The sequence below is a fragment of the Brenneria sp. g21c3 genome, from assembly GCF_040240345.1.
GTDB lineage: Bacteria > Pseudomonadota > Gammaproteobacteria > Enterobacterales > Enterobacteriaceae > Brenneria.
In genome coordinates this window covers 28,544-50,601 of the sequence record NZ_JBEIAB010000003.1, presented here as the reverse complement: position 1 = coordinate 50,601, position 22,058 = coordinate 28,544, and the positions used below count along the sequence as shown (strand labels likewise).

Here is a 22,058-nt window from a genome sequence, read left to right as displayed (position 1 = left end):
AATGGAAATTATCACGCTCTTCCGGCAGGCCATGGTGATGGTGGTGCTGCTTTCCGCTCCGCCGCTGCTGGTGGCGGTTATCGTCGGCGTTTTGATCTCGTTATTGCAGGCGGTGATGCAGCTACAGGACCAGACGCTGCCGTTTGCCGTCAAACTGATTTCGGTCGGCGTGGCGTTGGCCCTGACCGGGCGATGGATTGGCGTGGAGCTGATCCAGCTCGCCATCTCGGCATTTAACATGATCGAGCATACCTGACGGGGCGCGGCGATGATTTCCACCATCCAGCATGTTTATGACTTTATTATCGCCGTCACGCTGGGTATCGCGCGCATCTATCCCTGCTTTATTCTGGTGCCGGCATTTTCGCTCAACGTACTGAAAGGCATGCTGCGCAATGGGGTGGTGATCTCGCTGACGCTCTTGCCCGCGCCGATTATCCAACAGCAATTGCTGTTGTCGCCGCTCTCCTGGCCGATGTTGCCGGGGCTGCTGCTCAAAGAGCTGATCGTCGGCTTACTGATCGCGCTCGTCCTGGCGATGCCATTCTGGCTGTTTGAGTCGGTTGGCGCGTTATTCGATAACCAGCGCGGGGCGCTGATGGGCGGACAGCTTAATCCGGCGCTGGGGGTCGACAGCACGCCGATCGGCCATCTGCTCAAACAAACGATTATTTTGCTGCTGGTGATTGGCATCGGGATTAATGGGCTGACCCAATTGCTGTGGGACAGCTATCGTCTGTGGCCGGCCCTGGCCTGGCTGCCGCCCCTTACCGAACAAGGGTTTGAGGCTTATCTGATGCTGCTTGCCGAAACCTTTGCCCATCTGGCGATCTATGCCGGCCCGCTGGTGGCGCTGCTGCTGCTGCTGGAATTCAGCATTTCGCTGCTCAGCCTCTACAGCCCGCAGTTGCAGGTATTTGTGCTGTCCATTCCCGCGAAGTGCCTGGTGGGTCTGTCCTTTTTCATCATTTATCTGCCGGTGCTGCACTATCTGGCGGACGGCAAGCTTCAGGCTTTACCCGATTTAAAACACCTGTTTCCACTGTTTTTCCCCGCCTCGTCTTAATGGTCCGCACATGAGCGAAAAAACCGAAAAGCCCACCGATAAAAAACTTAAGGACGCCCGTAAGAAAGGGGAAGTGGGACAAAGCCAGGATGTCCCCAAGCTGCTGATTTGCGTCGGACTGCTGGAATGTATTCTGGCGCTGGCGGAACAGAGCATGGGCAAATTGCAAAAGCTGGTGCAGTTACCCCTCATGCGGCTGAATCAGCCGTTTGCTCAGGCCGCCAGAGAAGTCTTTCATGACGCCGTGACGCTGGCGCTGACCTTTTGTCTGCTGGCCGCAGGCATCGCGGTGTTGCTGCGCGTGATCGGCGGTTGGATCCAGTACGGTCCGCTTTTTGCGCCCGAAGCGTTAAAGATCGACTTCAACCGGTTGAACCCGGTTAATCAATTAAAACAGATGTTTTCCATGCGCAAGCTGACGGAAATGCTGACCAACGTACTCAAGGCCGTGGTCATCGGCGCGGTTTTTTATAAAGTGATCATTCCGGAACTGGAATCGCTGGTGGAGCTGGCTTCCGGTGATTTAAACGGTTTCTGGCATGGGGTAAAAGCATTACTGGCGCACATCGCCCGTACCACTCTCGCCGCGCTGCTGGTTCTTTCGGTGCTCGATTTTGGTTTGCAAAAATACTTTTTTCTTAAGCAGCAACGCATGAGCCATCAGGATTTACGCAACGAACATAAAGACGCCGAAGGGGATCCGCACATGAAAGGACAGCGTAAATCCCTGGCAAATGAGCTCATTAACCAACCCGCCTCCGCGCCGCCGCGGCAAAAACCGGTTGAAGACGCCGATCTGCTGCTGGTCAACCCAACCCACTATGCGGTGGCGCTCTACTATCGTCCTGGCATCACCCCGCTGCCGCAAATTATCTGTAAAGGCGAGGATCGGCAGGCGCAGAAACTGATCGAACAGGCTCAGCAAGCCGAGATCCCGGTGATCCGTTTTATCTGGCTGGCGCGAACGCTCTATCGCACGCCCGTCGGTCATTATATTCCGCGTGAAACCCTACAGGCCGTGGCGCAGGTTTATCGCATTTTGCGTCAGTTGGCGGAGGAATCGAAAGAGGAAATCATCGAGATGGAGTAGCGCGACGCCGCTTGGCGCAAACAACGCGGATAGCGGCCTTGTCGCGGCTTCAATCTCATTTTACACCCGATAAGGTAACCTTACTCGCGCCATACAGTTCTATACACTTAGGGTGCTATCTTTTTATCAACCCTTTGATGTTGTGTGTGTCTTTTAATATTGCGTTATCCATCCCTGCCAAAATAGTTTTCCCGCCCTTGAGGCGGGATTTTTTTTGCCTGCGTCCGGCCGGCGCCGCCTTCGGCGAAAACCTAGCACAGCAAATGCTTTCCCAGGCGCCGAAAACAGCGCGCCGACCAATAACAAAAGTCCTTATATTTAGTAACAAAAAAGACCTGTCACATCAAAAGGTTTATTGGTTTTTATTTTTAATTTTCAACAAATTAAACAGGATTACGCAAATTATTCCGCGCTGGTTATTGAGAGAATGGTTGAGGTAAAATGTTACGCAAGGTGAAGCAGGCTACGCATGTTTCACCGCGCACAGCATTTACATCATCAATAACAATATTTTTATAGGTTCTGAGTTAATGAAAAAATCTAAACTGCTTCTTTTGGCGCTCGCCAGTTTGTCCCTTCCCATCGCTGGGTATAGTGAATCCGGCAAAGCCGAAAACCACAGTGACGCGCGGATATCGGCAATCAAGCTGATTAACACCGCCGACAACCATTCCGCCTTTTTAACCGGCAGCATCCCGGCGCTGGAAAAAATTCCGGCCAAACAATTTTGGATCAGCAACTCCACTGAAGATTGGGAGAAAAATACCCATCCGGCGCCAAGAAAACAGTATGTCGTCACGCTAAAAGGCAAGCTGAAATTTAAAGTCAGCGATGGCTCCACATTCATCATTGCCCCCGGTACCGTCCTTCTTGCTGAAGACATTAAGGGCGAAGGGCATAGTTGGGAAATGATCGAAGGAAACGAATGGGTAAGAGCCTATATCCCGATCGTCGACAGCAACGATTACTTTACCTCCGACAAATAATCCTTAATTTTCTCAAAGCCCTGACCATAGGGCTTTATCGCCGCGATTGCTCAAGCCCGTTTTGGCGCGCCTACAAAGCCCCCTTTTAATCTATCGTCATCGTTCCATTGAAACCCGCCATTGATTACTGCACACTAAAAAATCATTAAATTGATACCCGCAGAGGTTATAAAATGGAATTAGCTGTTGCGAATATCACTGATATTGACGCGATTATGACGTTGCATAAAAAATACCATGTTCATTCGATAAAAGAAGATGATAAAACGGACGGTTTTGTAACAACCCTGTTAACCAAAGAACAGATAATCTCTCTGATTGAGGATGAACAAGGCGCATTTGTCGCCAAAGAAGATGGCAAGGTTGTGGCATTTGTTTTCGCTGCCTCATGGGCATATTGGTCAGCATGGCCATTCTTCCAATATATGATTGGGCGATTAGGCGAAGTGACTTATAACGACGAAATATTAAGCACGGAAAACTCATATCAGTATGGCCCGATATGTATCGACAAAGCGTATCGCGGCAGTGGGTTATTAAATATAATTTTTGATTTCGCCTTAAAAGAAATGTCAAAAAAATTTCCGTATCTGGTCACCTTCGTCAACCAGACGAACGGAAGGTCGTACACCGCACACGCGCAAAAACTCGCGCTTGATGTATTGCTCGAATTTGAATTTAACCAAAACCAATATTATTTTATGGTCTGTAAGACCAACAAATAAAATTTAATAATAAGACATTCATTATTTAATCAATAAGGCGGAAATTCATGGAAATCGATCATATCCTTATTTGTAGTAAAAACAGAGCGGTCGTTGCGGATACGCTGATAAATGCGGGTTTTACCGAAGGCGCGGGAAATACGCATCCGGGACAGGGAACGTCCAATCGGCGCTTTTTCTTCCATAATGCCTATATTGAATTCCTTTATCAGCAAGAGAACCCGCAATTAATCGATAATCAGGATAAGCTGGACATCTTAAAAAGGTTGAACTGCCCTGACGGCAGTTGTTCTCCGTTCGGGGTAGGCTTCCGTCCTTCCGAATTGAACGAGAAAGCCCGCTTTCCCACCTGGCGTTATAAACCGCCCTATTTACCGGATAATTATGAAATTAACGTGGGCGAAGCCCCGGTTAATGAACCCTTATGGTTCTTTCTGAATTTTTCTTGTCGGCCGGATCGCTTGCCATCGGCAAAACAACCGCCGCTGCGACACCAGTGCGGCGTCTCAGAACTGACGTCCGTTACATTGACGGTAAAAGAGGACGCGCCGCTTTCGCCGACAACACAAAATATTATCGCGTCGGGCATCGTTTCGCTCGAATTTGGATCGAATCCTTTCCTGACGCTTGTTTTCGATCATAATCAGCAAAATAAACGCATCAGCCTGTTACCTGAGTTGCCGCTAACCATTCACTATTAGCGACGTCCGGCCCGTCGTGGAACGGCATTATTTTCAAACGACCATCGTCGTCTTAAGTCGCCGCACGGGTTGAACGCGTCAAATAATTTTTCGCATTACAGAACGCTGCGCAGTCATGAGGAATGATATTGCAAAAATGCAACAATGATAAGCTATCGTGTTCATATAGGCGTACACTAAACAACCATCCCCTCTCAGGTGAAACAGATGTCTATCTTCGATGCTCTTCGGTTGTTTAGCGATGCATCCGTCAAGGTGACTTGTCCCCACTGTCTTTTCGTCACAAAACAAAGTAGCCGCAAACTGCGTAAAAATGTCACGCTGATATGCCCTAAATGCGGCCATTTTTTCCTGCCGGATGGCGATTGACGCCACTTTTTATCCGCTAAACCTGCTCACCGCCATTCCCCGTTGGGAATTCGACTCTGCCGTTAACTCACGCCTGACACCATCTCCAGACGAGAATCTTAAACATGGAGATAAAAACCGCCTGGCGGCAAGCTATTGGAAAACTTATACCTTGTTTACTTATCGACGGTTACAGGCAAAAAAAATGCCCGCAATCGACACAGGCCGCAGGCAAATAACGTTCAATTAGCAAAGGATAATCCTATATCAATTACACGCTTAACCTACTCCGTTTAATAGAATTAGCTATCGTTATAATCCTATAAGTTGTGGTTATTTTTTAACCCACTAATAATGTAAGAGATTTATTTAAAATAAGTTTTCATACCGAAGAATTTCACTGTCGCCCCCACGCCAAAGGGCGAAAATAAAAATCCCACTAGCGCAATCCTGTGCTATACCTTGATTAATTTTCACACAAAAAGAGTACACAATGAAAAACCGACACGAGATAATCGGCGCTGCCGTTGAGCAACTTATTAATGAACGCTACGGCATCGTTGACCGGGAATTATTGGCGCATCGATTAATGGAAGAATTTATCCGCGTTTCATTTTCAGATGCCTCAATCGAAGAAAAGCAGCTTTACGAAAGCGTGATGAAATTTGTAACCATGGATGATATGTCACAACAATTGGCTGATTAATCATTAACTAACTCATTATAATCCCCAAAAAACCGCCTCATTGTAATGTGTCGCGTTTTATTATCCTTTACAACATCTAAAATAGCCGCGATGCAACGCCCCCGCCAGATCCTACTTTTCATTCCAAACGGGCTCTGCCGGCACACCGTTGCGGCATGATAAAAATTGTCAGAAACGAACGTTAGGGATATCCGAGAGCTTTGTCGTGTATGCCGGAGAAAGCATCTCCCTTTTCATTGCCCATGCCCGACGCACGCCTTGTCCCGCAAACCACACTTTCCCGTTGCCGCTATGATTAATCTGATCAATCGCCGACATCAATGCTTCGCTATGCGGTCGCGGCTGATAGCGATCAAACAAATTGAGTTGTGCAATACCCTGGCTATAGAAATCGGTTAACATCACCCCTGCTTTCATATATCGGCAATTCGGTTGCCAAATCCGGTGTAAGGACTCCGCGGCAAGATGCACAATATCGCGCGTATCGTTTGTAGGGATGGACAACTGCCCCATGGCCTGATTGCTATAAAACGCTTCGTTCCCGGCATGAGGACTGGTTCTAATAAAAACGGAAACCTGCTTGCAATACTGCTCTTCCTGTCGCAATTTTTCCGCGGCCCGTTCAGCATACAGGCAAATCGCCTGCCGCATATCCTCGTATTGAGTAATCCGGGTGCTGAATGACCGGGAACTGATAATCTGTTGTTTCTTTGGGGCAAGCGCCTCAATGTCCAGGCAGGGAATGCCGCACAGTTCACGAACGGTGCGTTCCAGTACCACATTGAATGCTTTACGGATATATAACGGACTGCATTGAGAAAGCTTCAGCGCGGTATCGATGCCCGCGCTTCTTAGTCTGCGTGACAACCGCCGACCGACGCCCCAGACTTCCTCTACCGGCGCCAGGCTTAGCAGTCTCCGCTGGCGATCGAGATTGGAAAGATCAACAACGCCGCCGGTCTTCGGCCAATGCTTCGCGGCAAAATTCGCCAGCTTCGCCAGGGTCTTGGTTTGGGCGATACCGACGCCGACGGCCAGATGCGCTTCCCGAAAAACCCGCTGACGGATATCATGGCCGAATTGCGCCAAACCGACACCGTTGCCGAGTCCGGTTAAATCTAAAAAGGCCTCGTCGATGCTATACATTTCAACCGCCGGCGCCATCTCCTCCAGAATACTCATCACCCGGGACGACATATCGGCATACAAAGCATAATTCGAAGAAAACACGGCGACGTTATCGCGCCTGACGATGTCGCGGATCTGAAAAAACGGCATCGCCATTTTGATGCCGAGCCTTTTGGCCTCGACGGATCTGGCGATCACGCATCCATCGTTGTTGCTGAGCACGACGACCGGCCGCCTACGCAAATCGGGACGAAACACCGTCTCGCAACTGGCGTAGAATGAATTAACGTCGACTAAGGCGTACATCAGCGAACGGCGTGTATAACGAAGGTAACGACGCCAAAGATATCCAAAGTATCTCCCGGGTTAATATAAAGGGGTTTATAGACCGGGTTCATCGGCATCAATGCCAGATTGGGCGAGCGTTGCAAGCGCTTCACCGTAAATTCGCCGTCGACAGCCGCAATAACGATATCGCCATGCTTCGCCTCAAGAGAGCTATCGACCACCAGCAAATCGCCATCACTGATATGCCCGTCGATCATTGACTCGCCGCTGACGCGCAGAAAATACGTTGCGCTGGGATGCCGCACGCATACCTTATTTAAATCAATACGCTGTTCAACATAGTCCTGGGCCGGACTTGGAAAGCCGGCGGGAATCAGATCGCCAAACAATGGCAGAGACAGCGCTTCAGGGTTTTCAACCGGGCTCACAAATGACATAACTCACCAATACTGTTTTTTTATACAGTATAAATCAGCGTATCGGTAATGCAATTGGAATGATGAGGTGAGAGGAAGAAACTGGGGAGGCAATTGCCATCCGATACCTCATACTGTAACGTTGTGAAATCCGTGCGACTGACGCTAAAGATGGAAAACCATCGGGAAACACGGACCATAGCGCCGCGCGTCTGGGCAAGATAAGAGCGTATCTGCGATGAGGCATGGGTCTCGCTGTTAATCGCAGACGCCGTTCTGGACTCTATCCACGAATACTCTTGAGGTGCCCGATGCCTGATGTCGCTAATCTTGCCGCTTTTGCTCTTATCGCTCTCGGTCTGGTGCTTACGCCGGGACCGAACATGATCTACCTGATCTCCCGTTCTATCTGCCAGGGCCGGATCGCAGGGCTGATTTCCCTGGCGGGCGTCGCGCTGGGTTTTATCTTTTATATGCTTTGCGCGGCATTGGGCATCACCGCTCTGGTGATGGCCGTACCCTATGCTTACGATACCATTCGCATCGCCGGCGCGATTTACCTGTTGTGGCTGGCCTGGCAGGCTATTCGTCCCGGCGGTCGGGCGGTATTTCAAGTACGGGATTTACCTAAAGACAGCCCGCGCAAGCTGTTTCTCATGGGGTTATTCACCAACCTGCTGAACCCGAAGGCTGCGGTGCTCTATCTCTCGCTGTTGCCGCAGTTTATTGACCCGGCCAAAGGCAGCGTGCTAGCGCAATCCGTCATGCTGGGTTTTACTCAGATAACCATCAGCATAGTCGTTAATGCCTTGATTGCGATTTCCGCAGGCTCTATCGCGTACGCCCTGAAACGCCATGCCAAATGGGCTACGTTTCAACGCTGGCTGATGGGGATGGTGCTGGCATCGCTGGCAATAAAAATGGCAACCGAAGCCCGGCGCTAAGTTGAAAGAACGTGCTAATCGATAATAGGGTATTTCCCTTTATCGGGTTCCCAACTTCCACCGCTACCATGATAAGTTTCAGCCCCAAGCGAAAATCGTCGTCCACAGCGGTTACAGACGAACTGGTAGGCGACGATATCGCCCCAGCTCATCGTTTTCGCACATTCTTCAAAACTGAATTGATTCCAATCTGGATCAGCTTTTATTTCCGTAATAGTGCCATCTTGCACATTTTGAGCCGCTATGCGGATGGCTTTGCGCAAGTCGTTAGGGGTGCGGATCACATATTTAACGCAGAGGTCGGCGCAGGATTCACAACTCATCGCTTCCATATCTCCATCAGGCAGAACATCAATGTCGGAACATGATACCGATTATTAGGTAAATTTAGAGATTTTTAACCTAAGGCAGAGCGACGAACAGCCGTCCCTTACCTCCCGACCGCCCGGCGCTGTATGATTCACGGAAAAGAAAAAGGCCGCCGGAAGGCAGCCATAATTATTTTATCTTAGTTTTTTTTAGCAATTCAGACTTTATGGGAAGCCAGAATATATCTGAAACCCGGCATATACTATGTATCCGACAATACATAACAGCGGTATCAGAAGAAAACCCATAAACAATTTGACAATATCACTCTTACTTGTCCTAAGTCCGCGCAGTAGCGCGAAAATAGCAAACAGAGCTATCACAAGTATTATAGCGCCGCCAATAATTATCATTCCCATAAATTTGCCTTCCTAAGCATCACAATAGTCTTTAAGACTCACAAAGTAGATCAGACGAACATGTCTTAAAACTTCTTTGCGCTTTATTTTCGTGTCAGCTTACTATTACAACTGGGGTATAATTGCTGTTTTTACAGCCAACCTCCCATGTGTAGTATTTTCTCTTGCATTTAATACTACAGACATCACACTGAATTGATAAACGAAAAAACCCGCAGTTACGCGGGTTGGTTAAAGGCACTTCTAAATTTTTTCTCAGTGAAACTTATGCGTGATTTTCACAACCAGGCAGGCTCCGGTCAATAATCAGGTTACCTTCAGCCCGAACACCAATCTTGCCAATCAGGAAGGAATGATTTAATTGAGTTATTACTACGTTACTCAATCCAACAGCACACTGATCTTTCTCAATGGCTTTATCAATTGCCGTCTTCATGTTTGGGATACCCATAGGAAAGATAATCACTGGGTAAGAGTCTTCAGCCATAACGCGCTGACCAGTAAGAAACTTATTACCGTTAATATTGTAGTTTTTTGTACTACCTACTGTCAGATCAGCAACACGGATTGAACACCCAGAAAGTAGGAAAGTCCCCAGAACTACAGCTAAAATCTTCTTCATTAAATATATTCCACTTGATTGCAATCGGAAATATCCTAACATAAGAACAAAGTAATGCAAAAAAAAACTGAAGTGGCTATCAATCGTAGTTTTACGTTAGCTGTTATATCGCAGCACAGAGCATCATAAATACTCTGGCAACCCCTTTTTCCGTGATAAGCACCTGTCCGACAATTTTCTCGCGGCCATTCGAATTAGCCTAATAGAAACATTAACTGAATTATCTTATGTACAAATTTAACAGAGATCTGCAAAAAGATATCCTTGAAAAATGTGTAGCTGTTTATCCCGAGTTTACGTCATGGAACCAGTTTCCACCTGAAATAATTAACTACGGTGATGACGTATTAAGCGCAAACATTGTTTATCTGTCAGAACATAACCTCATATCAATTAGGGACAGAACAAGCGATGTGCCATATTCTTTCCTAGATCATATGCGCGCCACACACAAAGGCATAGATTTCATGCTGAACGATGGTGGCCTGTCAACAATGTTAAACGTGCAGACAATTAAGTTTCACAGAGAAGCTGTCGTAGTTCTCGAAGACTTAATTGCCCTATCTAACATAAGTGAAAAAGATAAAGAGAAGGCAAGATCAACGCTAGAAGATCTTTCAACCGAAGTGCTAAAAACAATAGTCCAGGCAGCTACTTCTGCCGGGATATCAATAATGAACGCCTAAAGCAAAAAAACCACCTGAATGCGATTTTCGAGGGAATTTCGGGATTTTTCGAGATCTTAAAAATAAAACAATTAAATATCAATAACTTAAAAAAGACCGAATACGATTCCTGTATCCGGTCTAGGGAAACGGCTCTTGGGAGAGAGCCTTGCGCTAAAAGTTGGCATTTTTACAAGCTGAACTAGCCTTGTCACCTAAGCGTAGCCAACTCCCTCGCATTTTCCAGTTTTCCATCTGTGGTAATGATTACATTTGGAACAAGTATCACACTAACAATTAACCTTAAACAACCGAGCTATTAACATTGAAATAAAAATCAATGGCTTTAAGGCTGGCTGCCGGGATCACAAAGTTGTTCGGCGCGTTCAACAAAAGGTTGCAAACTTTTCTTATGTCCCGGGTTAGCAGGATCATCCAACCAGATGGCGTCTATCGGCTGGGCGTTTACCAGCCCGGCTTTCATCTGTGCGGTTGCGACGTCGTTGAGCGGATATTGCATCAGCGTACCGGTATGCAAGGCATACAACGCTTTCCCCGGCCGACAAATCAGCTGCACCTCTTCCCGCGTGAAGGCCCATTTATCGCCATACTGTAACCGGCTGATATTCGCCAGTTTTGCTACAGCAAACGCATTCACCGATACGAAAACGAGAATAAGAGACAGCATTAGTTTCTTCATCATGATGTTCCTGAGCATGATTATTTAGACGCCTGCGCCTGTTGTTGCTGAACTTCAAAAGGCAGGCCTGATACCATATAAAACAGAAGGTTACTAAATATGTGCTGTCAGCGATCATAACGATAGTGATCGTTGAAGTCGAGCGGCAAAACTCTCGGCAAGGCGGATTATTTAAGGCTATGCGAATAAAGCGGTGGTAATAGAGGAATTCGTTCAAATCGCGGCAAATCTGCTCCAGACTTGCCGCGGTTTGACAGTTATCGGGGTGATATCGTTAGCCTGACGACGGAAAAACTCAGGCTGATTCGCTACCAGCAACGTTGGTCGACATCTTTTTCAGATCTTGATCGATAAAGAACAGGCCGCCTTCGCTGGTATTAACCAGTGCCAGCTTATCCAGGATAGATCTGAACAATTTTTCTTCTTCATGCTGTTCCGATACATACCATTGCAGGAAATTGAAGGTTGAATAGTCCTGTAACGTTATTGCCGCATGAGCCAGTTCATTAATTTTCGCCGTGATCAACTGCTCATGTTCATACGTCAGTTTGAATACGTCAGCCAAAGATGCGAAATCCACCGGCGGCGCAGGAATAGCGCCCAAAATTGGCAGGCTTCCGGTATCGTCCAGATAGTTGAACAGGCGTTGCATATGCTCCATTTCTTCCTGAGAGTGTACTTTCAGAAAGGCGGATGCGCCTTCATAACCTTTATCGCCGCACCAGGCGCTCATCTGTAGGTATAAATTGGCGGAATAAAACTCCAGATTAAGCTGTTCGTTTAGTTTTTGAATCATTTCTTTTTTTAACATAGCTATTCCTTATTTTTTTGGCAGGTAAATATGTTGCGGCTCATTATGCCTGAATATGAAAAATAAAAACATCTGATTAACTAAATTAACAATAAATATTTTTATATTTAAAATCATGCAGTTAATATTTAGTTATTGATATTGATTTTTATTTCCAATAAATATTTCGCTATTATTATTGATAATCATTTTTATTATCAATCATGCATATTAAATATCTATTTATCTTATTTTTTATTATTCGGTGACATTACAGAGACTTGCCATTTTTCAGACTCTGCTTTACCTTGACGCACAAAGCATCTTGGCAGGAGAACTTTCCCATGGGATATAATTTGGCCGATCTTTCCAAAGAAGAGATGGACAAAGTCAATGTGGACCTGGCGGCGTCAGGCGTCGCCTTCAAAGAACGGTATAACATGCCCGTGATCCCGGAGATGGTGGAGAAGGAACAACCGGATCAACTGCGTGGTTATTTCCGTGAACGCGTGGCATTTTACCGCCAGCTCTCTTTGCAATTTTCGCGCCTGCCCTACGAGCCGAAACCTAAATGACATCAGTTGGTTACCCGGCTGGCGACACATTTTGATATTAATAAAAAAGACGTTTCCCCTTGCATATCGGACAAAACAGGCGGTTAATGTATTGGCAAACCAACCTTTTACCAAGCGAGGTCAGAAATGAGTAAAGGAATGGACAGCAAAAAGAACAGCAAAAAGAAACCCCTGAAAACCGCAGCGGAAAAACGCGCGGAAAAAAAGGCTAAGAAAGCACAGCCACAGGCGGATGCCATTCATTAAAGTCAACAATGCTGATCGGTAAACCCGCAATCAGCGGGTTTACTCTCAAGAACTTAATCTTTTTCAAGCACCATCAGCAAGAATGCATATTCCAGCGCAATATCCTCGTAATGTTTAAAGCGTCCTGATTTCCCGCCGTGTCCGGCATCCATATCGGTATAGAGCAATAACAGGCGATCGTCGGTCTTCATTTCACGTAGTTTAGCCACCCATTTCGCCGGCTCCCAATACTGAACCTGCGAGTCATGTAATCCGGTGGTAACCAGCATGTGCGGATAATCCTGCGCCTTTACCCCATCGTACGGGCTGTATTGCTTGATATAGTCATAGTACGCGCGGTCGTTAGGATTGCCCCACTCGTCATATTCTCCGGTGGTTAAGGGAATGGACTCATCCAGCATCGTGGTCAGAACATCCACAAACGGCACCTGGGCGACCACGCCTTTGAATAAATCCGGCGCAAAATTGACGACCGCGCCCATCAGCAACCCGCCGGCGCTGCCGCCCATGGCAAACATTTGCCGCCGCTCTCCGTAGCCTTTTTCAACCAGCGCTTCCGAAACATCAATGAAGTCGGTGAACGAATGCATTTTATTCAGCAATCGTCCGTCGTCGTACCACTGCTGTCCCAGCTCGCCGCCGCCGCGAATATGCGTCAGCGCAAAGACAAAGCCTCTATCCAGCAGACTTAAGCGACTCACGCTAAAATCCGGATCCATGCTGCTGCCGTAGGCGCCATAGCCGTATATCAGGATAGGATTCCGACCCGGCTTGAAATGTTCGCGGTGATACACCAGGGAAACCGGAACCTCAACGCCATCCCGGGCGGTAATCCACAACCGTTCGCTGCAATAATTATCCGCGCTGAAATTCTTCACCTCAGCCTGCTTGAGTAGCTGTTGCCGGCCGGTGTCCATATTCAGTTCGTAAAGCGAACTTGGCGTGGTCATCGAAGCATAGCCATAACGCAACAGGGCGGTTTCCGGCGTCGGGTTATAGGATAACCAGGTGACATAGCTGGCATCATTGAAGGAAATCTTTTTTTCTTCCTGCGTCTGCCAGTGGATTTGCCTCAGGCTGGTTAACCCGCGCTCCCGCTCTTCCACCACCAGCCAGTCACGAAACAGCTCAAAACTTTCCAGCACGCGATGTGCCTGCGGCGCAATCAGCGTTTCCAGGCAGCCTTCGCCCACGTCTTGCGTGCGGTACAGGCCAAAGTTTTTCCCTTCCCGGTTGGAGCGCAGATAAAACGCGTCCCGATAGTGGTCTACGCCATACTCATGATCTTTACGCCGGTCGATGAATACCTGCGGCGCCGCATCGCACTGCGCCGCATCAATCAGCAGCACTTCCGTACTGGTGGTGCTGCTGAGATAAATCGTGATATAGCGTTCCGAAGTCGTCTTGCCCAGGCCGACATAGTAGGTATCATCCTTTTCTTCATAAACCAGCTCATCGCCTGCCGGATCGCTGCCCAGCCGATGGCGATAAACCTGGTAGGGCAGCAATGTTTGCGGGTGTTTGCGCACGTAGTAGAGAACGCGGGAATCGGCCGACCATTCCGCCCCGGAAGAGACTTTCTCAATAACGTCGGGCAACCATTCGCCGCTTTTCAGATCGCGAAAGCGAATGTCATACTGCCGACGAGAGAGAAAATCTTCCGATAACGCTAAAATCTGATTGTCAGGGCTGACTTCCAATAGCCCCAGGCTATAGAACTCATGATTTTCCGCCCGCTGATTTGCGTCCAGCAGCGTTTCCCATTCATCCGTCGCCTGCTCGGGCTGACGCCGGTAAATAGGGTATTCCTTCCCCGGTTCATAGCGACTCTGATAGCGGTAGCCATTTCTGACATAGGGAACCGACATATCCTCCGACGGTATTCGGGCGACCATTTCCTGATAGAGTGATTGTTTCAGTTCTTCCTGCGGCGCCATCACCGCACCGCTGTAGTCATTCTCCTGCTGAAGATAGGCCAATATATCGGGATCGGTCCTTTCGTCGTCGCGCAGCCAGTAGTAGTTATCAATGCGAGTGTCGTTATGGATAGTCAACGGATGCGGTCTTTTTGCTGCTTGCGGTGCGATCATAGTGGTCCTTCTGCTGTTAAGTAACGCCGGTGGTTCAGGGATAAAACCTTCTGAAATCAAGAGTGGCACGATTACCCGGCGATGCCAAGCCGAGAGGAATGATTGCCGTTGCGTATCTGCGACGGCGTGATGCGTTGCCGTCGCCTCGGATGCGTACGCAAACGTTTTCGTTTATACTGCGCCCATTTTTCACAATCAGATCAGGTATAGCACTATGTTAACGATTGGAACCGCCCTGCGTACTGATGCCACGCGCGTGATGCTGCTGGGCTCCGGCGAGTTAGGCAAAGAAGTGGCGATCGAGTGCCAGCGGTTAGGTCTGGAGGTTATCGCGGTCGATCGCTATGCCGATGCGCCGGCCATGCAGGTCGCGCATCGAAGCCATGTCATTAACATGCTGGACGGTGAAGCGCTGAAGGCATTGGTTGAAGCTGAACGCCCTGACTATATCGTGCCTGAAATTGAGGCGCTGGCCACCGATATGTTGGTAAAGCTTGAACAGCAAGGACACCGCGTCGTACCCTGCGCGCAGGCGACCCTGCTGACAATGAATCGTGAAGGTATTCGCCGCCTGGCCGCCGAAACGCTGGGCGTTCCCACCTCCCGCTACCGCTTTGCCGATAGCGAAGCGAACTTTCGCCAGGCCGTGGCGGAAATCGGTTATCCCTGCATCGTGAAACCGGTGATGAGTTCATCCGGCAAAGGGCAAAGTCTGATCCGGGAAGTCCGGCAGTTGGATAAAGCCTGGCAATATGCTCAGCAAGGCGGGCGTGCCGGCGGTGGACGGGTTATCGTTGAAGGTCTGGTTAATTTCGATTTTGAAATCACCCTGCTGACCATCCAGGCGGTGGATGGCATCCACTTCTGCGCCCCGATCGGCCACCGTCAGGAAGATGGCGATTACCGCGAGTCATGGCAACCGCAGCAAATGAGCGAATTGGCGCAGACGCGGGCGCGGAAAATAGCGGGCGACGTGGTTAAGGCGCTCGGCGGCTACGGGTTATTCGGCGTTGAATTGTTCGTCTGCGGCGACGAAGTGATTTTCAGCGAAGTTTCCCCGCGCCCGCATGATACCGGCATGGTGACGATGATCTCTCAGGATCTGTCAGAATTCGCGCTGCATGTGCGCGCATTCCTCGGGCTGCCGATCGGCGCCATTCGTCAGTACGGCGCCGCCGCCTCTGCGGTGATCCTGCCCGAACTGGAAAGCCGGAATGTTCGCTATCAGGGGTTAGAGAACGCGCTGCATCCCTATACGCAGATCCGTCTGTTCGGCAAGCCCGAAATCAGCGGTAAACGCCGTATGGGCGTTGCGCTGGCCAGCGCGCCGACCGCAGACGAAGCCGTGGCGTTAGCGAAAAAAGCCGCGTCCGCCGTGAAGGTCAGTGGTTAAGTTTTACTGAGAGGGTCAAAAGCCACCCATAGGACATGGGTGGCTTGCATCAAACGAGGAAGAACTGCCTTATGCTTGCGCGCCGGCTACCGCTTCACGCGCCAGCTCAGTAATGCGCGCATAATCGCCGCTTTCCAGCGCATCGTTCGGCACCAGCCAGGAACCCCCGACGCACAGGACGCTTTTCAGCGCCAGGTAATCACGGTAATTTTTCGGTGAAATGCCGCCAGTCGGGCAGAAACGAATCTGCGCGAACGGACCGGCAATCGCCTGCAATGCTTTCACGCCGCCGTTGGCTTCCGCCGGGAAGAACTTAAACTCGCGCAAACCATAATCCATACCCAGCATCAGCTCGGATACGGTGCTGATCCCCGGAATTAACGGGATGCTGCCGGCCGTCGCCGCTTTCAGCAAAGGCTCGGTCAATCCCGGGCTGATAGCGAACTGCGCGCCCGCTTCGGTCACCTCGGCCAGTTGCTGAGGATTGGTTACCGTACCCGCGCCGACAATCGCTTCCGGCACTTCCTTGGCGATGGCGCGAATAGCCTCTACCGCGCAATCGGTGCGCAGCGTCAGCTCCAGAACGCGAACGCCGCCTGCGACCAGGGCTTTTGCCATCGGCACCGCATGTTCCAGTTTGTTGACCACAATAACAGGAACGACGGGGCCCGCCGTCAGAATTTGTTCCGCGCTCGTTTGCCAGTTTTTCATCAAAAATTATCTCCAGTCATGCCATTCGGCGATCATTAATCATATAGCGCGCCCCTGCCACAGGGATCTGCATCAGTTGCAGACGTCCGACCGCACCGTTAGCCATACATTTAACTGCAATTACTGAAATGAGCGATCGCTTGCGTCAATCACTCAAAGACTACTCAAATTCGTTCCAGGAACGGCCGTCGCGGGTAATCATCGCAACCGAGGCCACCGGCCCCCAGGTACCAGCCTGATAAGGTTTCGGCGCATCGTTGTCCATGGACCAGGCATCCATAATCGAATCCACCCACTTCCAGGCTTCCTCGACCTCATCGCGACGAACAAACAGAGCCTGAATCCCGCGCATGGTTTCCAGCAGCAGACGTTCATAGGCATCTGCCAGGTGTTGTTGGTTGAATGTCTCCGAGAAGCTCAAATCCAGCTTCACCGTTTGCAGACGGTGTTTATGCTCCAGCCCGGGGATTTTATTCAGGATCTGGATTTCGATCCCTTCATCCGGCTGTAAACGAATAATCAGCTTATTCTGCGGTAGTTGCTGATAGGAATCGCTGAATAGATTCAAGGCAGGATTTTTAAAATAGACCACGACTTCCGAGCATTTCGTCGGCAGGCGCTTGCCGGTACGCAGATAAAAAGGTACGCCCGACCAGCGCCAGTCGTCGATATCAACCCGAATGGCGACGAATGTCTCGGTATCGCTGGTCTTATTGGCGCCCTCTTCTTCCAGGTAGCCGGGAACTTTGTGTCCCTGAACAAAGCCGGACGTATACTGACCCCGAACCGTTGTTTCATGCACGTTGCTGCGATCGATGCGGCGTAATGAACGCAACACTTTCACTTTTTCATCACGAATACGGTCGGTGGTCAGATCGGAAGGCGGCGACATGGCAATCATGGTCAGAATCTGCAACAGGTGATTCTGGATCATATCGCGCATCTGGCCCGCTTTATCAAAGTAGCCCCAGCGGCCTTCAATCCCGACTTCTTCCGCAACCGTGATTTGCACGTGATCTATCGTGCGGTTATCCCAGTTGGCGGAAAACAATGAGTTGGCGAAACGCAGCGCCAGCAGGTTCAGCACCGTCTCTTTACCCAGATAGTGGTCGATACGGTAAACCTGACTCTCATCGAAAAATTCGGCGACCTGATCGTTAATGACGCGAGAAGAAGCCAGATCCGTTCCCAGCGGTTTTTCCATCACCACGCGAGACGGCGCTTTGTTTAGCCCCGCGGTACCCAGCCCACGGCAAATCGCGCCAAAGGTGCTGGGCGGCATGGCGAAATAGTTGATCGTGGTACGACGTTCCTGGTCAAGCAAGTTGCCCAACTTGCCAAAACTTTGCGTATCGTCGACATCAAGCTTGCAGAATTCCAACCGGTTGCTTAACGTGTCCCACAACGTTTCATCAATCGGCTCTTTCATAAAAGTATCCAGCGCCTCACGGATTACACGGGTATATTCCGCTTTATCCCAATCAGCTCGCCCTACGCCGATGATCCGCGTGTCCGGATGAATATGACCTGCTTTTTCCAACTGATACAGTGAAGGCAGCAATTTACGGCGCGCCAAATCGCCCTTCGCACCGAAAATAACCAGGTCGCATGCCTGGGCTGTTGAAGTTACCGCCATGTTTATCTCCTCGTTGCGGGATTCTGTAATTTTATTACAGACGTAATGTACTCTTTTTGACGCCAGCCAGTAAACCCATAGGAAAACGTAAAATTCTCTTGATCTCATACGGAAATAAACGAAAAAGCTGGCTTGTTACAAGCACTAAGGCGCATGATGCATGGACCTGAAAGCGAAAATCCTCATCGTTTCTGACAGCGGATTACTTTTCTGAAAGTTAGACACATGTCATGTTCTGGCAAAAAAAGCGCGCAACATCACATTTTTCCCGCTGCCAACCGCCACCAGGTCGTAGTATATTTTCACGAAATCCATATCGGGTGCGCCTTTGGTTGTAATCGGGAAAAACTTACATGGCCCTTTTCATATGAATATGCTGGACAAAATTCAAAGTCACCTGGAACTGCTGAGCAAGTCGGAAAGAAAAGTTGCCGAAGTTATTCTGAGCGCGCCGCAAACGGCAATTCATTCAAGTATAGCGACCCTGGCTAAAATGGCCGCGGTCAGCGAACCCACCGTAAACCGCTTCTGTCGACGTCTGGAAACCAAAGGTTTCCCAGATTTTAAACTGCATCTGGCGCAAAGCCTGGCGAACGGCACGCCTTATGTGAATCGTAATGTAGAAGAAGATGATAGCGTCGACGCTTATACCAGCAAAATCTTTGAATCCACGATGGCGGGACTGGAGCATGTGAAATCCCGCCTCGATATTGCCGCCGTTAACCGGGCTGTGGATTTGCTGACTCAAGCGAAAAAAATTTCGTTCTTCGGCTTTGGCGCATCAGCGGCCGTAGCCCATGATGCCATGAACAAGTTTTTTCGCTTCAATATCCCCGTGGTTTATTTCGACGACATCGTCATGCAACGCATGAGTTGCATGAATTCCGCCGAAGGGGACGTCGTCGTGCTTATCTCTCACACCGGCAGAACGAAAAGCCTGGTTGAAATGGCTCGTCTGGCGCGTGAGAATGATGCGACAGTGATCGCGATCACATCCGAAGGTACGCCCCTCGCTCGCGAGTCCTCGTTGGTACTGCGCGTCGACGTGCCGGAAGATACGGATGTTTATATGCCGATGGTATCCCGTATCGCCCAACTCACGCTGATTGACGTACTGGCTACCGGTTTCACATTGCGTCGCGGCGCAAAATTCAGAGATAACTTGAAGCGAGTCAAGGAAGCATTGCGAGAATCGCGTTTTGATAAAGAAGAACCCTTTATTAACACCTTCAATTAGTTTGTTAATCGTGGTTCATGTTTAAACGGTCACGACTATTTGCCATAGCAAACATAACAAGACACCAGGTTCAATACGGAATTCGGGTAACTCAGATGAAATAGTTTTGTTGTAAAGTTACATTTCGCACCGTTACCTGACATTAATCGAAACACTACTGCTTCACAAGTCAACGGAGTTATACATGTCCAGACGGCTCAGAAGAACCAAAATCGTCACTACCCTGGGACCAGCTACCGATCGCGATAATAATCTGGAAAAGATTATTGCCGCCGGCGCGAACGTAGTACGCCTGAATTTTTCTCATGGCACAGCAGAAGATCATCAACTACGCGCCAATAAAGTTCGTGAAATTGCCGCCAAATTAGGCCGCCATGTTGCTATTCTTGGGGATTTACAGGGTCCAAAAATTCGAGTTTCTACCTTCAAGGAAGGTAAAATTTTTCTGAATATCGGCGATAAGTTTCTGCTGGATGCGAATCTGCCCAAGGGCGAAGGCGATAAAGAAAAAGTCGGCATTGATTACAAAGGCCTCCCTGCCGACGTTGTCGCCGGCGATATTCTGTTGCTGGATGACGGCCGCGTACAGTTAAAAGTCCTGCAAGTTGAAGGCATGAAGGTTTACACCGAAGTCACGGTTGGCGGCCCGTTGTCCAACAACAAAGGGATCAACAAACTCGGCGGCGGTCTTTCTGCGCAAGCGCTGACGGAAAAAGATAAAGCAGACATTATTACCGCCGCAAAAATCGGCGTGGATTATCTGGCGGTATCCTTCCCTCGCACCGGCGAAGATCTGAATTACGCCCGCCGTCTGGCGCGCGATGCGGGCTGTCACGCAAAAATCGTATCCAAAGTGGAACGCGCCGAAGCGGTCGCTTCCGATGAAGCCATGGACGACATCATTCTCGCGTCCGACGTCGTCATGGTTGCCCGCGGTGATTTGGGCGTTGAAATTGGCGATCCCGAACTGGTTGGGATCCAGAAAAAACTGATCCGGCGCGCCCGTAAGCTCAACCGGGCGGTGATCACGGCAACGCAGATGATGGAATCCATGATCACGAATCCGATGCCGACGCGCGCAGAGGTGATGGATGTGGCCAACGCCGTACTGGACGGCACCGATGCCGTGATGCTGTCCGCAGAAACCGCCGCCGGGCAGTATCCGGCCGAAACAGTGGCGGCGATGGCGAAAGTGTGTCTTGGCGCGGAGAAAATTCCAAGCATCAACGTGTCCAAACACCGTCTTGACGTGCAGTTCGATAACATTGAAGAATCAATTGCGATGTCGTCGATGTATGCCGCCAACCACCTGAAAGGGGTAACGGCGCTGATCGCCATGACGGAATCAGGACGCACCGCGCTGATGATGTCCCGAATCAGTTCCGGCTTGCCTATTTTCGCCATGTCGCGTCATGAGCACACGCTGAATCTGACGGCGCTTTATCGTGGCGTCACGCCGGTACATTTTGACAGCTATACCGATGGCGTCGCCGCCGCTAATGACGCGGTCATCCGGCTGCGTGATAAAGGATTTCTGATGTCCGGGGATCTGGTCATTGTGACTCAGGGCGATGTGATGGGAACCGTGGGAACCACCAACACCACGCGTATCCTGCGGGTGGAATAACCGGCGGTCCGTACTTACTGCCGCGGTTTGCTGCGACATGGAAAAAGCCGGACGATAAGCAACGCGTCCGGCTTGAGGTTGATGACAAACCTTTCCAAACCCGTCATTCCCGCGCCAGTGGGAATCAGCCAATGGCGATTTACGGTTTCATCAGGAGATTCCCGCCTACTAACGCGGGAATGACTGGACGTAGCGGAGGATGACAATGTCGTATTATAGGCTTTATCAACAGCCTGAGGCCGGACGATAAACAACGCGTCCGGCTTGGGGTTGATGACAAACCTTTCCAAACTCGTCATTCCCGCGCCGGCGGGAATCAGTCAATGGCGATTTACGGTTTCAGCAGGCGATTCCCGCCTACTAACGCGGGAATGACTGGGCGTAGCGGAGGATGACAATGCCGTATTATAGGCTTTATCAACAGTCTGAGGCCGGACGATAAACAACGCGTCCGGCTTGGGGTTGATGACAAACCTTTCCAAACCCGTCATTCCCGCGCCGGCGGGAATCAGCCAATGGCGATTTACGGTTTCAGCAGGCGATTCCCGCCTACTAACGCGGGAATGACTGGGCGTAGCGGAGGATGACAATGCCGTATTATAGGCTTTATCAACAGTCTGAGGCCGGACGATAAACAACG

Annotated in this window: 23 protein-coding genes and 1 riboswitch; of the genes, 14 read left to right on the top strand and 9 right to left on the bottom strand. The window is 49.7% G+C overall.

The features are described from left to right. Window position 1 precedes the first annotated feature (1 nt). From sctS to ABRZ28_RS05350, 8 genes are all read left to right on the top strand, one after another. Window positions 2–256 carry a type III secretion system export apparatus subunit SctS gene (gene sctS / locus ABRZ28_RS05385; protein ID WP_319602666.1) on the top strand — a complete coding sequence of 85 codons (255 nt, stop codon included), beginning with the start codon at window positions 2–4 and terminating at the stop codon, window positions 254–256. A gap of 12 nt (window positions 257–268) precedes the next feature. Next, complete coding sequence (gene sctT / locus ABRZ28_RS05380) at window positions 269–1,066, top strand: type III secretion system export apparatus subunit SctT (protein ID WP_330519677.1); 798 nt, start codon at window positions 269–271, stop codon at window positions 1,064–1,066. Between the two features lie 10 nt (window positions 1,067–1,076). Next, window positions 1,077–2,156, top strand: coding sequence for a type III secretion system export apparatus subunit SctU (gene sctU, locus ABRZ28_RS05375; protein ID WP_330519676.1), 1,080 nt, complete (start codon window positions 1,077–1,079; stop codon window positions 2,154–2,156). Window positions 2,157–2,686: 530 nt separating this feature from the next. Next, entirely contained in the window at window positions 2,687–3,142 is a 456-nt protein-coding gene (locus tag ABRZ28_RS05370; RefSeq protein ID WP_319602669.1) for a cupin domain-containing protein, read from the top strand. A 173-nt stretch (window positions 3,143–3,315) separates the two neighbouring features. Beyond that, on the top strand, window positions 3,316–3,867 hold the full coding sequence (locus ABRZ28_RS05365) for a GNAT family N-acetyltransferase (protein ID WP_319602670.1): 552 nt from the start codon (window positions 3,316–3,318) through the stop codon (window positions 3,865–3,867). Between the two features lie 47 nt (window positions 3,868–3,914). After that, the gene (locus ABRZ28_RS05360) at window positions 3,915–4,568 is read left to right on the top strand and encodes a VOC family protein (RefSeq protein WP_330519675.1); all 654 of its coding nucleotides are present in this window, start codon (window positions 3,915–3,917) and stop codon (window positions 4,566–4,568) included. 207 nt (window positions 4,569–4,775) lie between these two features. After that, window positions 4,776–4,937, top strand: coding sequence for a YnfU family zinc-binding protein (locus ABRZ28_RS05355; RefSeq protein ID WP_319602672.1), 162 nt, complete (start codon window positions 4,776–4,778; stop codon window positions 4,935–4,937). A 472-nt stretch (window positions 4,938–5,409) separates the two neighbouring features. Beyond that, entirely contained in the window at window positions 5,410–5,622 is a 213-nt protein-coding gene (locus ABRZ28_RS05350; protein WP_319602673.1) for a hypothetical protein, read from the top strand. A gap of 168 nt (window positions 5,623–5,790) precedes the next feature. Here the strand turns inward: ABRZ28_RS05350 and umuC are convergent, their stop codons facing one another. Beyond that, window positions 5,791–7,056: a translesion error-prone DNA polymerase V subunit UmuC gene (umuC, locus tag ABRZ28_RS05345; RefSeq protein WP_319602674.1), complete on the bottom strand. Its 1,266-nt coding sequence runs from the start codon at window positions 7,054–7,056 to the stop codon at window positions 5,791–5,793. Continuing rightward, entirely contained in the window at window positions 7,056–7,475 is a 420-nt protein-coding gene (gene umuD / locus ABRZ28_RS05340) for a translesion error-prone DNA polymerase V autoproteolytic subunit (RefSeq protein ID WP_319602675.1), read from the bottom strand. The genes umuC and umuD overlap by 1 nt, the downstream gene beginning before the upstream one ends. Before the next feature lie 124 nt (window positions 7,476–7,599). Next, window positions 7,600–7,679, top strand: a riboswitch (ZMP/ZTP riboswitch). 86 nt (window positions 7,680–7,765) lie between these two features. Here umuD and ABRZ28_RS05335 point away from each other — a divergent pair. Next, complete coding sequence (locus tag ABRZ28_RS05335) at window positions 7,766–8,398, top strand: LysE family translocator (RefSeq protein ID WP_330519674.1); 633 nt, start codon at window positions 7,766–7,768, stop codon at window positions 8,396–8,398. A gap of 14 nt (window positions 8,399–8,412) precedes the next feature. Here the strand turns inward: ABRZ28_RS05335 and ABRZ28_RS05330 are convergent, their stop codons facing one another. Together ABRZ28_RS05330 and ABRZ28_RS05325 are read right to left on the bottom strand one after the other, a co-directional pair. After that, window positions 8,413–8,730 (bottom strand): hypothetical protein, encoded by a 318-nt coding sequence (locus tag ABRZ28_RS05330; RefSeq protein WP_319602677.1) that lies wholly within the window; start codon window positions 8,728–8,730, stop codon window positions 8,413–8,415. A gap of 661 nt (window positions 8,731–9,391) precedes the next feature. After that, on the bottom strand, window positions 9,392–9,748 hold the full coding sequence (locus ABRZ28_RS05325; RefSeq protein WP_330519673.1) for a putative periplasmic lipoprotein: 357 nt from the start codon (window positions 9,746–9,748) through the stop codon (window positions 9,392–9,394). 227 nt (window positions 9,749–9,975) lie between these two features. Here ABRZ28_RS05325 and ABRZ28_RS05320 point away from each other — a divergent pair, with 227 nt between their 5' ends. Beyond that, window positions 9,976–10,434 carry a hypothetical protein gene (locus tag ABRZ28_RS05320; protein WP_330519671.1) on the top strand — a complete coding sequence of 153 codons (459 nt, stop codon included), beginning with the start codon at window positions 9,976–9,978 and terminating at the stop codon, window positions 10,432–10,434. A gap of 325 nt (window positions 10,435–10,759) precedes the next feature. Here ABRZ28_RS05320 and ABRZ28_RS05315 read toward each other — a convergent pair whose 3' ends face one another. Together ABRZ28_RS05315 and ftnA are read right to left on the bottom strand one after the other, a co-directional pair. Further along, window positions 10,760–11,116, bottom strand: a complete 357-nt coding sequence (locus ABRZ28_RS05315; protein WP_319602683.1) for a YebY family protein — start codon at window positions 11,114–11,116, stop codon at window positions 10,760–10,762. Window positions 11,117–11,408: 292 nt separating this feature from the next. Further along, entirely contained in the window at window positions 11,409–11,924 is a 516-nt protein-coding gene (gene ftnA, locus ABRZ28_RS05310; RefSeq protein WP_319602684.1) for a non-heme ferritin, read from the bottom strand. A 323-nt stretch (window positions 11,925–12,247) separates the two neighbouring features. On the opposite strand from ftnA, the gene ABRZ28_RS05305 reads away from it, so the two are divergent. After that, on the top strand, window positions 12,248–12,478 hold the full coding sequence (locus ABRZ28_RS05305; RefSeq protein WP_319602685.1) for a DNA polymerase III subunit theta: 231 nt from the start codon (window positions 12,248–12,250) through the stop codon (window positions 12,476–12,478). Window positions 12,479–12,777: 299 nt separating this feature from the next. Here the strand turns inward: ABRZ28_RS05305 and ABRZ28_RS05300 are convergent, their stop codons facing one another. Next, a complete protein-coding gene (locus tag ABRZ28_RS05300; protein WP_330519670.1) occupies window positions 12,778–14,814 on the bottom strand; it encodes a S9 family peptidase in 2,037 nt (678 codons plus the stop codon). A 214-nt stretch (window positions 14,815–15,028) separates the two neighbouring features. Here ABRZ28_RS05300 and purT point away from each other — a divergent pair, with 214 nt between their 5' ends. Further along, a complete protein-coding gene (purT, locus tag ABRZ28_RS05295) occupies window positions 15,029–16,207 on the top strand; it encodes a formate-dependent phosphoribosylglycinamide formyltransferase (RefSeq protein ID WP_330519669.1) in 1,179 nt (392 codons plus the stop codon). Window positions 16,208–16,276: 69 nt separating this feature from the next. Here purT and ABRZ28_RS05290 read toward each other — a convergent pair whose 3' ends face one another. Both ABRZ28_RS05290 and zwf read right to left on the bottom strand, forming a co-directional pair. Beyond that, window positions 16,277–16,918, bottom strand: coding sequence for a bifunctional 4-hydroxy-2-oxoglutarate aldolase/2-dehydro-3-deoxy-phosphogluconate aldolase (locus ABRZ28_RS05290; RefSeq protein WP_319602688.1), 642 nt, complete (start codon window positions 16,916–16,918; stop codon window positions 16,277–16,279). A 160-nt stretch (window positions 16,919–17,078) separates the two neighbouring features. Beyond that, complete coding sequence (zwf, locus tag ABRZ28_RS05285; RefSeq protein ID WP_319602689.1) at window positions 17,079–18,554, bottom strand: glucose-6-phosphate dehydrogenase; 1,476 nt, start codon at window positions 18,552–18,554, stop codon at window positions 17,079–17,081. A 367-nt stretch (window positions 18,555–18,921) separates the two neighbouring features. Between zwf and ABRZ28_RS05280 the strand changes: the two genes are divergently transcribed. Next, a complete protein-coding gene (locus tag ABRZ28_RS05280; protein WP_319602690.1) occupies window positions 18,922–19,791 on the top strand; it encodes a MurR/RpiR family transcriptional regulator in 870 nt (289 codons plus the stop codon). Window positions 19,792–19,975: 184 nt separating this feature from the next. Beyond that, on the top strand, window positions 19,976–21,418 hold the full coding sequence (gene pyk / locus ABRZ28_RS05275) for a pyruvate kinase (protein ID WP_319602691.1): 1,443 nt from the start codon (window positions 19,976–19,978) through the stop codon (window positions 21,416–21,418). Window positions 21,419–22,058 lie beyond the last annotated feature (640 nt).

Bases quoted from the DNA above. Each gene is read 5' to 3' on its own strand.
- sctS (WP_319602666.1), top strand. From the start codon at position 2: ATGGAAATTATCACGCTCTTCCGGCAGGCCATGGTGATGGTGGTGCTG.
- sctT (WP_330519677.1), top strand. From the start codon at position 269: ATGATTTCCACCATCCAGCATGTTTATGACTTTATTATCGCCGTCACG.
- sctU (WP_330519676.1), top strand. From the start codon at position 1,077: ATGAGCGAAAAAACCGAAAAGCCCACCGATAAAAAACTTAAGGACGCC.
- ABRZ28_RS05370 (WP_319602669.1), top strand. From the start codon at position 2,687: ATGAAAAAATCTAAACTGCTTCTTTTGGCGCTCGCCAGTTTGTCCCTT.
- ABRZ28_RS05365 (WP_319602670.1), top strand. From the start codon at position 3,316: ATGGAATTAGCTGTTGCGAATATCACTGATATTGACGCGATTATGACG.
- ABRZ28_RS05360 (WP_330519675.1), top strand. From the start codon at position 3,915: ATGGAAATCGATCATATCCTTATTTGTAGTAAAAACAGAGCGGTCGTT.
- ABRZ28_RS05355 (WP_319602672.1), top strand. From the start codon at position 4,776: ATGTCTATCTTCGATGCTCTTCGGTTGTTTAGCGATGCATCCGTCAAG.
- ABRZ28_RS05350 (WP_319602673.1), top strand. From the start codon at position 5,410: ATGAAAAACCGACACGAGATAATCGGCGCTGCCGTTGAGCAACTTATT.
- umuC (WP_319602674.1), bottom strand. From the start codon at position 7,056: ATGTACGCCTTAGTCGACGTTAATTCATTCTACGCCAGTTGCGAGACG.
- umuD (WP_319602675.1), bottom strand. From the start codon at position 7,475: ATGTCATTTGTGAGCCCGGTTGAAAACCCTGAAGCGCTGTCTCTGCCA.
- ABRZ28_RS05335 (WP_330519674.1), top strand. From the start codon at position 7,766: ATGCCTGATGTCGCTAATCTTGCCGCTTTTGCTCTTATCGCTCTCGGT.
- ABRZ28_RS05330 (WP_319602677.1), bottom strand. From the start codon at position 8,730: ATGGAAGCGATGAGTTGTGAATCCTGCGCCGACCTCTGCGTTAAATAT.
- ABRZ28_RS05325 (WP_330519673.1), bottom strand. From the start codon at position 9,748: ATGAAGAAGATTTTAGCTGTAGTTCTGGGGACTTTCCTACTTTCTGGG.
- ABRZ28_RS05320 (WP_330519671.1), top strand. From the start codon at position 9,976: ATGTACAAATTTAACAGAGATCTGCAAAAAGATATCCTTGAAAAATGT.
- ABRZ28_RS05315 (WP_319602683.1), bottom strand. From the start codon at position 11,116: ATGATGAAGAAACTAATGCTGTCTCTTATTCTCGTTTTCGTATCGGTG.
- ftnA (WP_319602684.1), bottom strand. From the start codon at position 11,924: ATGTTAAAAAAAGAAATGATTCAAAAACTAAACGAACAGCTTAATCTG.
- ABRZ28_RS05305 (WP_319602685.1), top strand. From the start codon at position 12,248: ATGGGATATAATTTGGCCGATCTTTCCAAAGAAGAGATGGACAAAGTC.
- ABRZ28_RS05300 (WP_330519670.1), bottom strand. From the start codon at position 14,814: ATGATCGCACCGCAAGCAGCAAAAAGACCGCATCCGTTGACTATCCAT.
- purT (WP_330519669.1), top strand. From the start codon at position 15,029: ATGTTAACGATTGGAACCGCCCTGCGTACTGATGCCACGCGCGTGATG.
- ABRZ28_RS05290 (WP_319602688.1), bottom strand. From the start codon at position 16,918: ATGAAAAACTGGCAAACGAGCGCGGAACAAATTCTGACGGCGGGCCCC.
- zwf (WP_319602689.1), bottom strand. From the start codon at position 18,554: ATGGCGGTAACTTCAACAGCCCAGGCATGCGACCTGGTTATTTTCGGT.
- ABRZ28_RS05280 (WP_319602690.1), top strand. From the start codon at position 18,922: ATGAATATGCTGGACAAAATTCAAAGTCACCTGGAACTGCTGAGCAAG.
- pyk (WP_319602691.1), top strand. From the start codon at position 19,976: ATGTCCAGACGGCTCAGAAGAACCAAAATCGTCACTACCCTGGGACCA.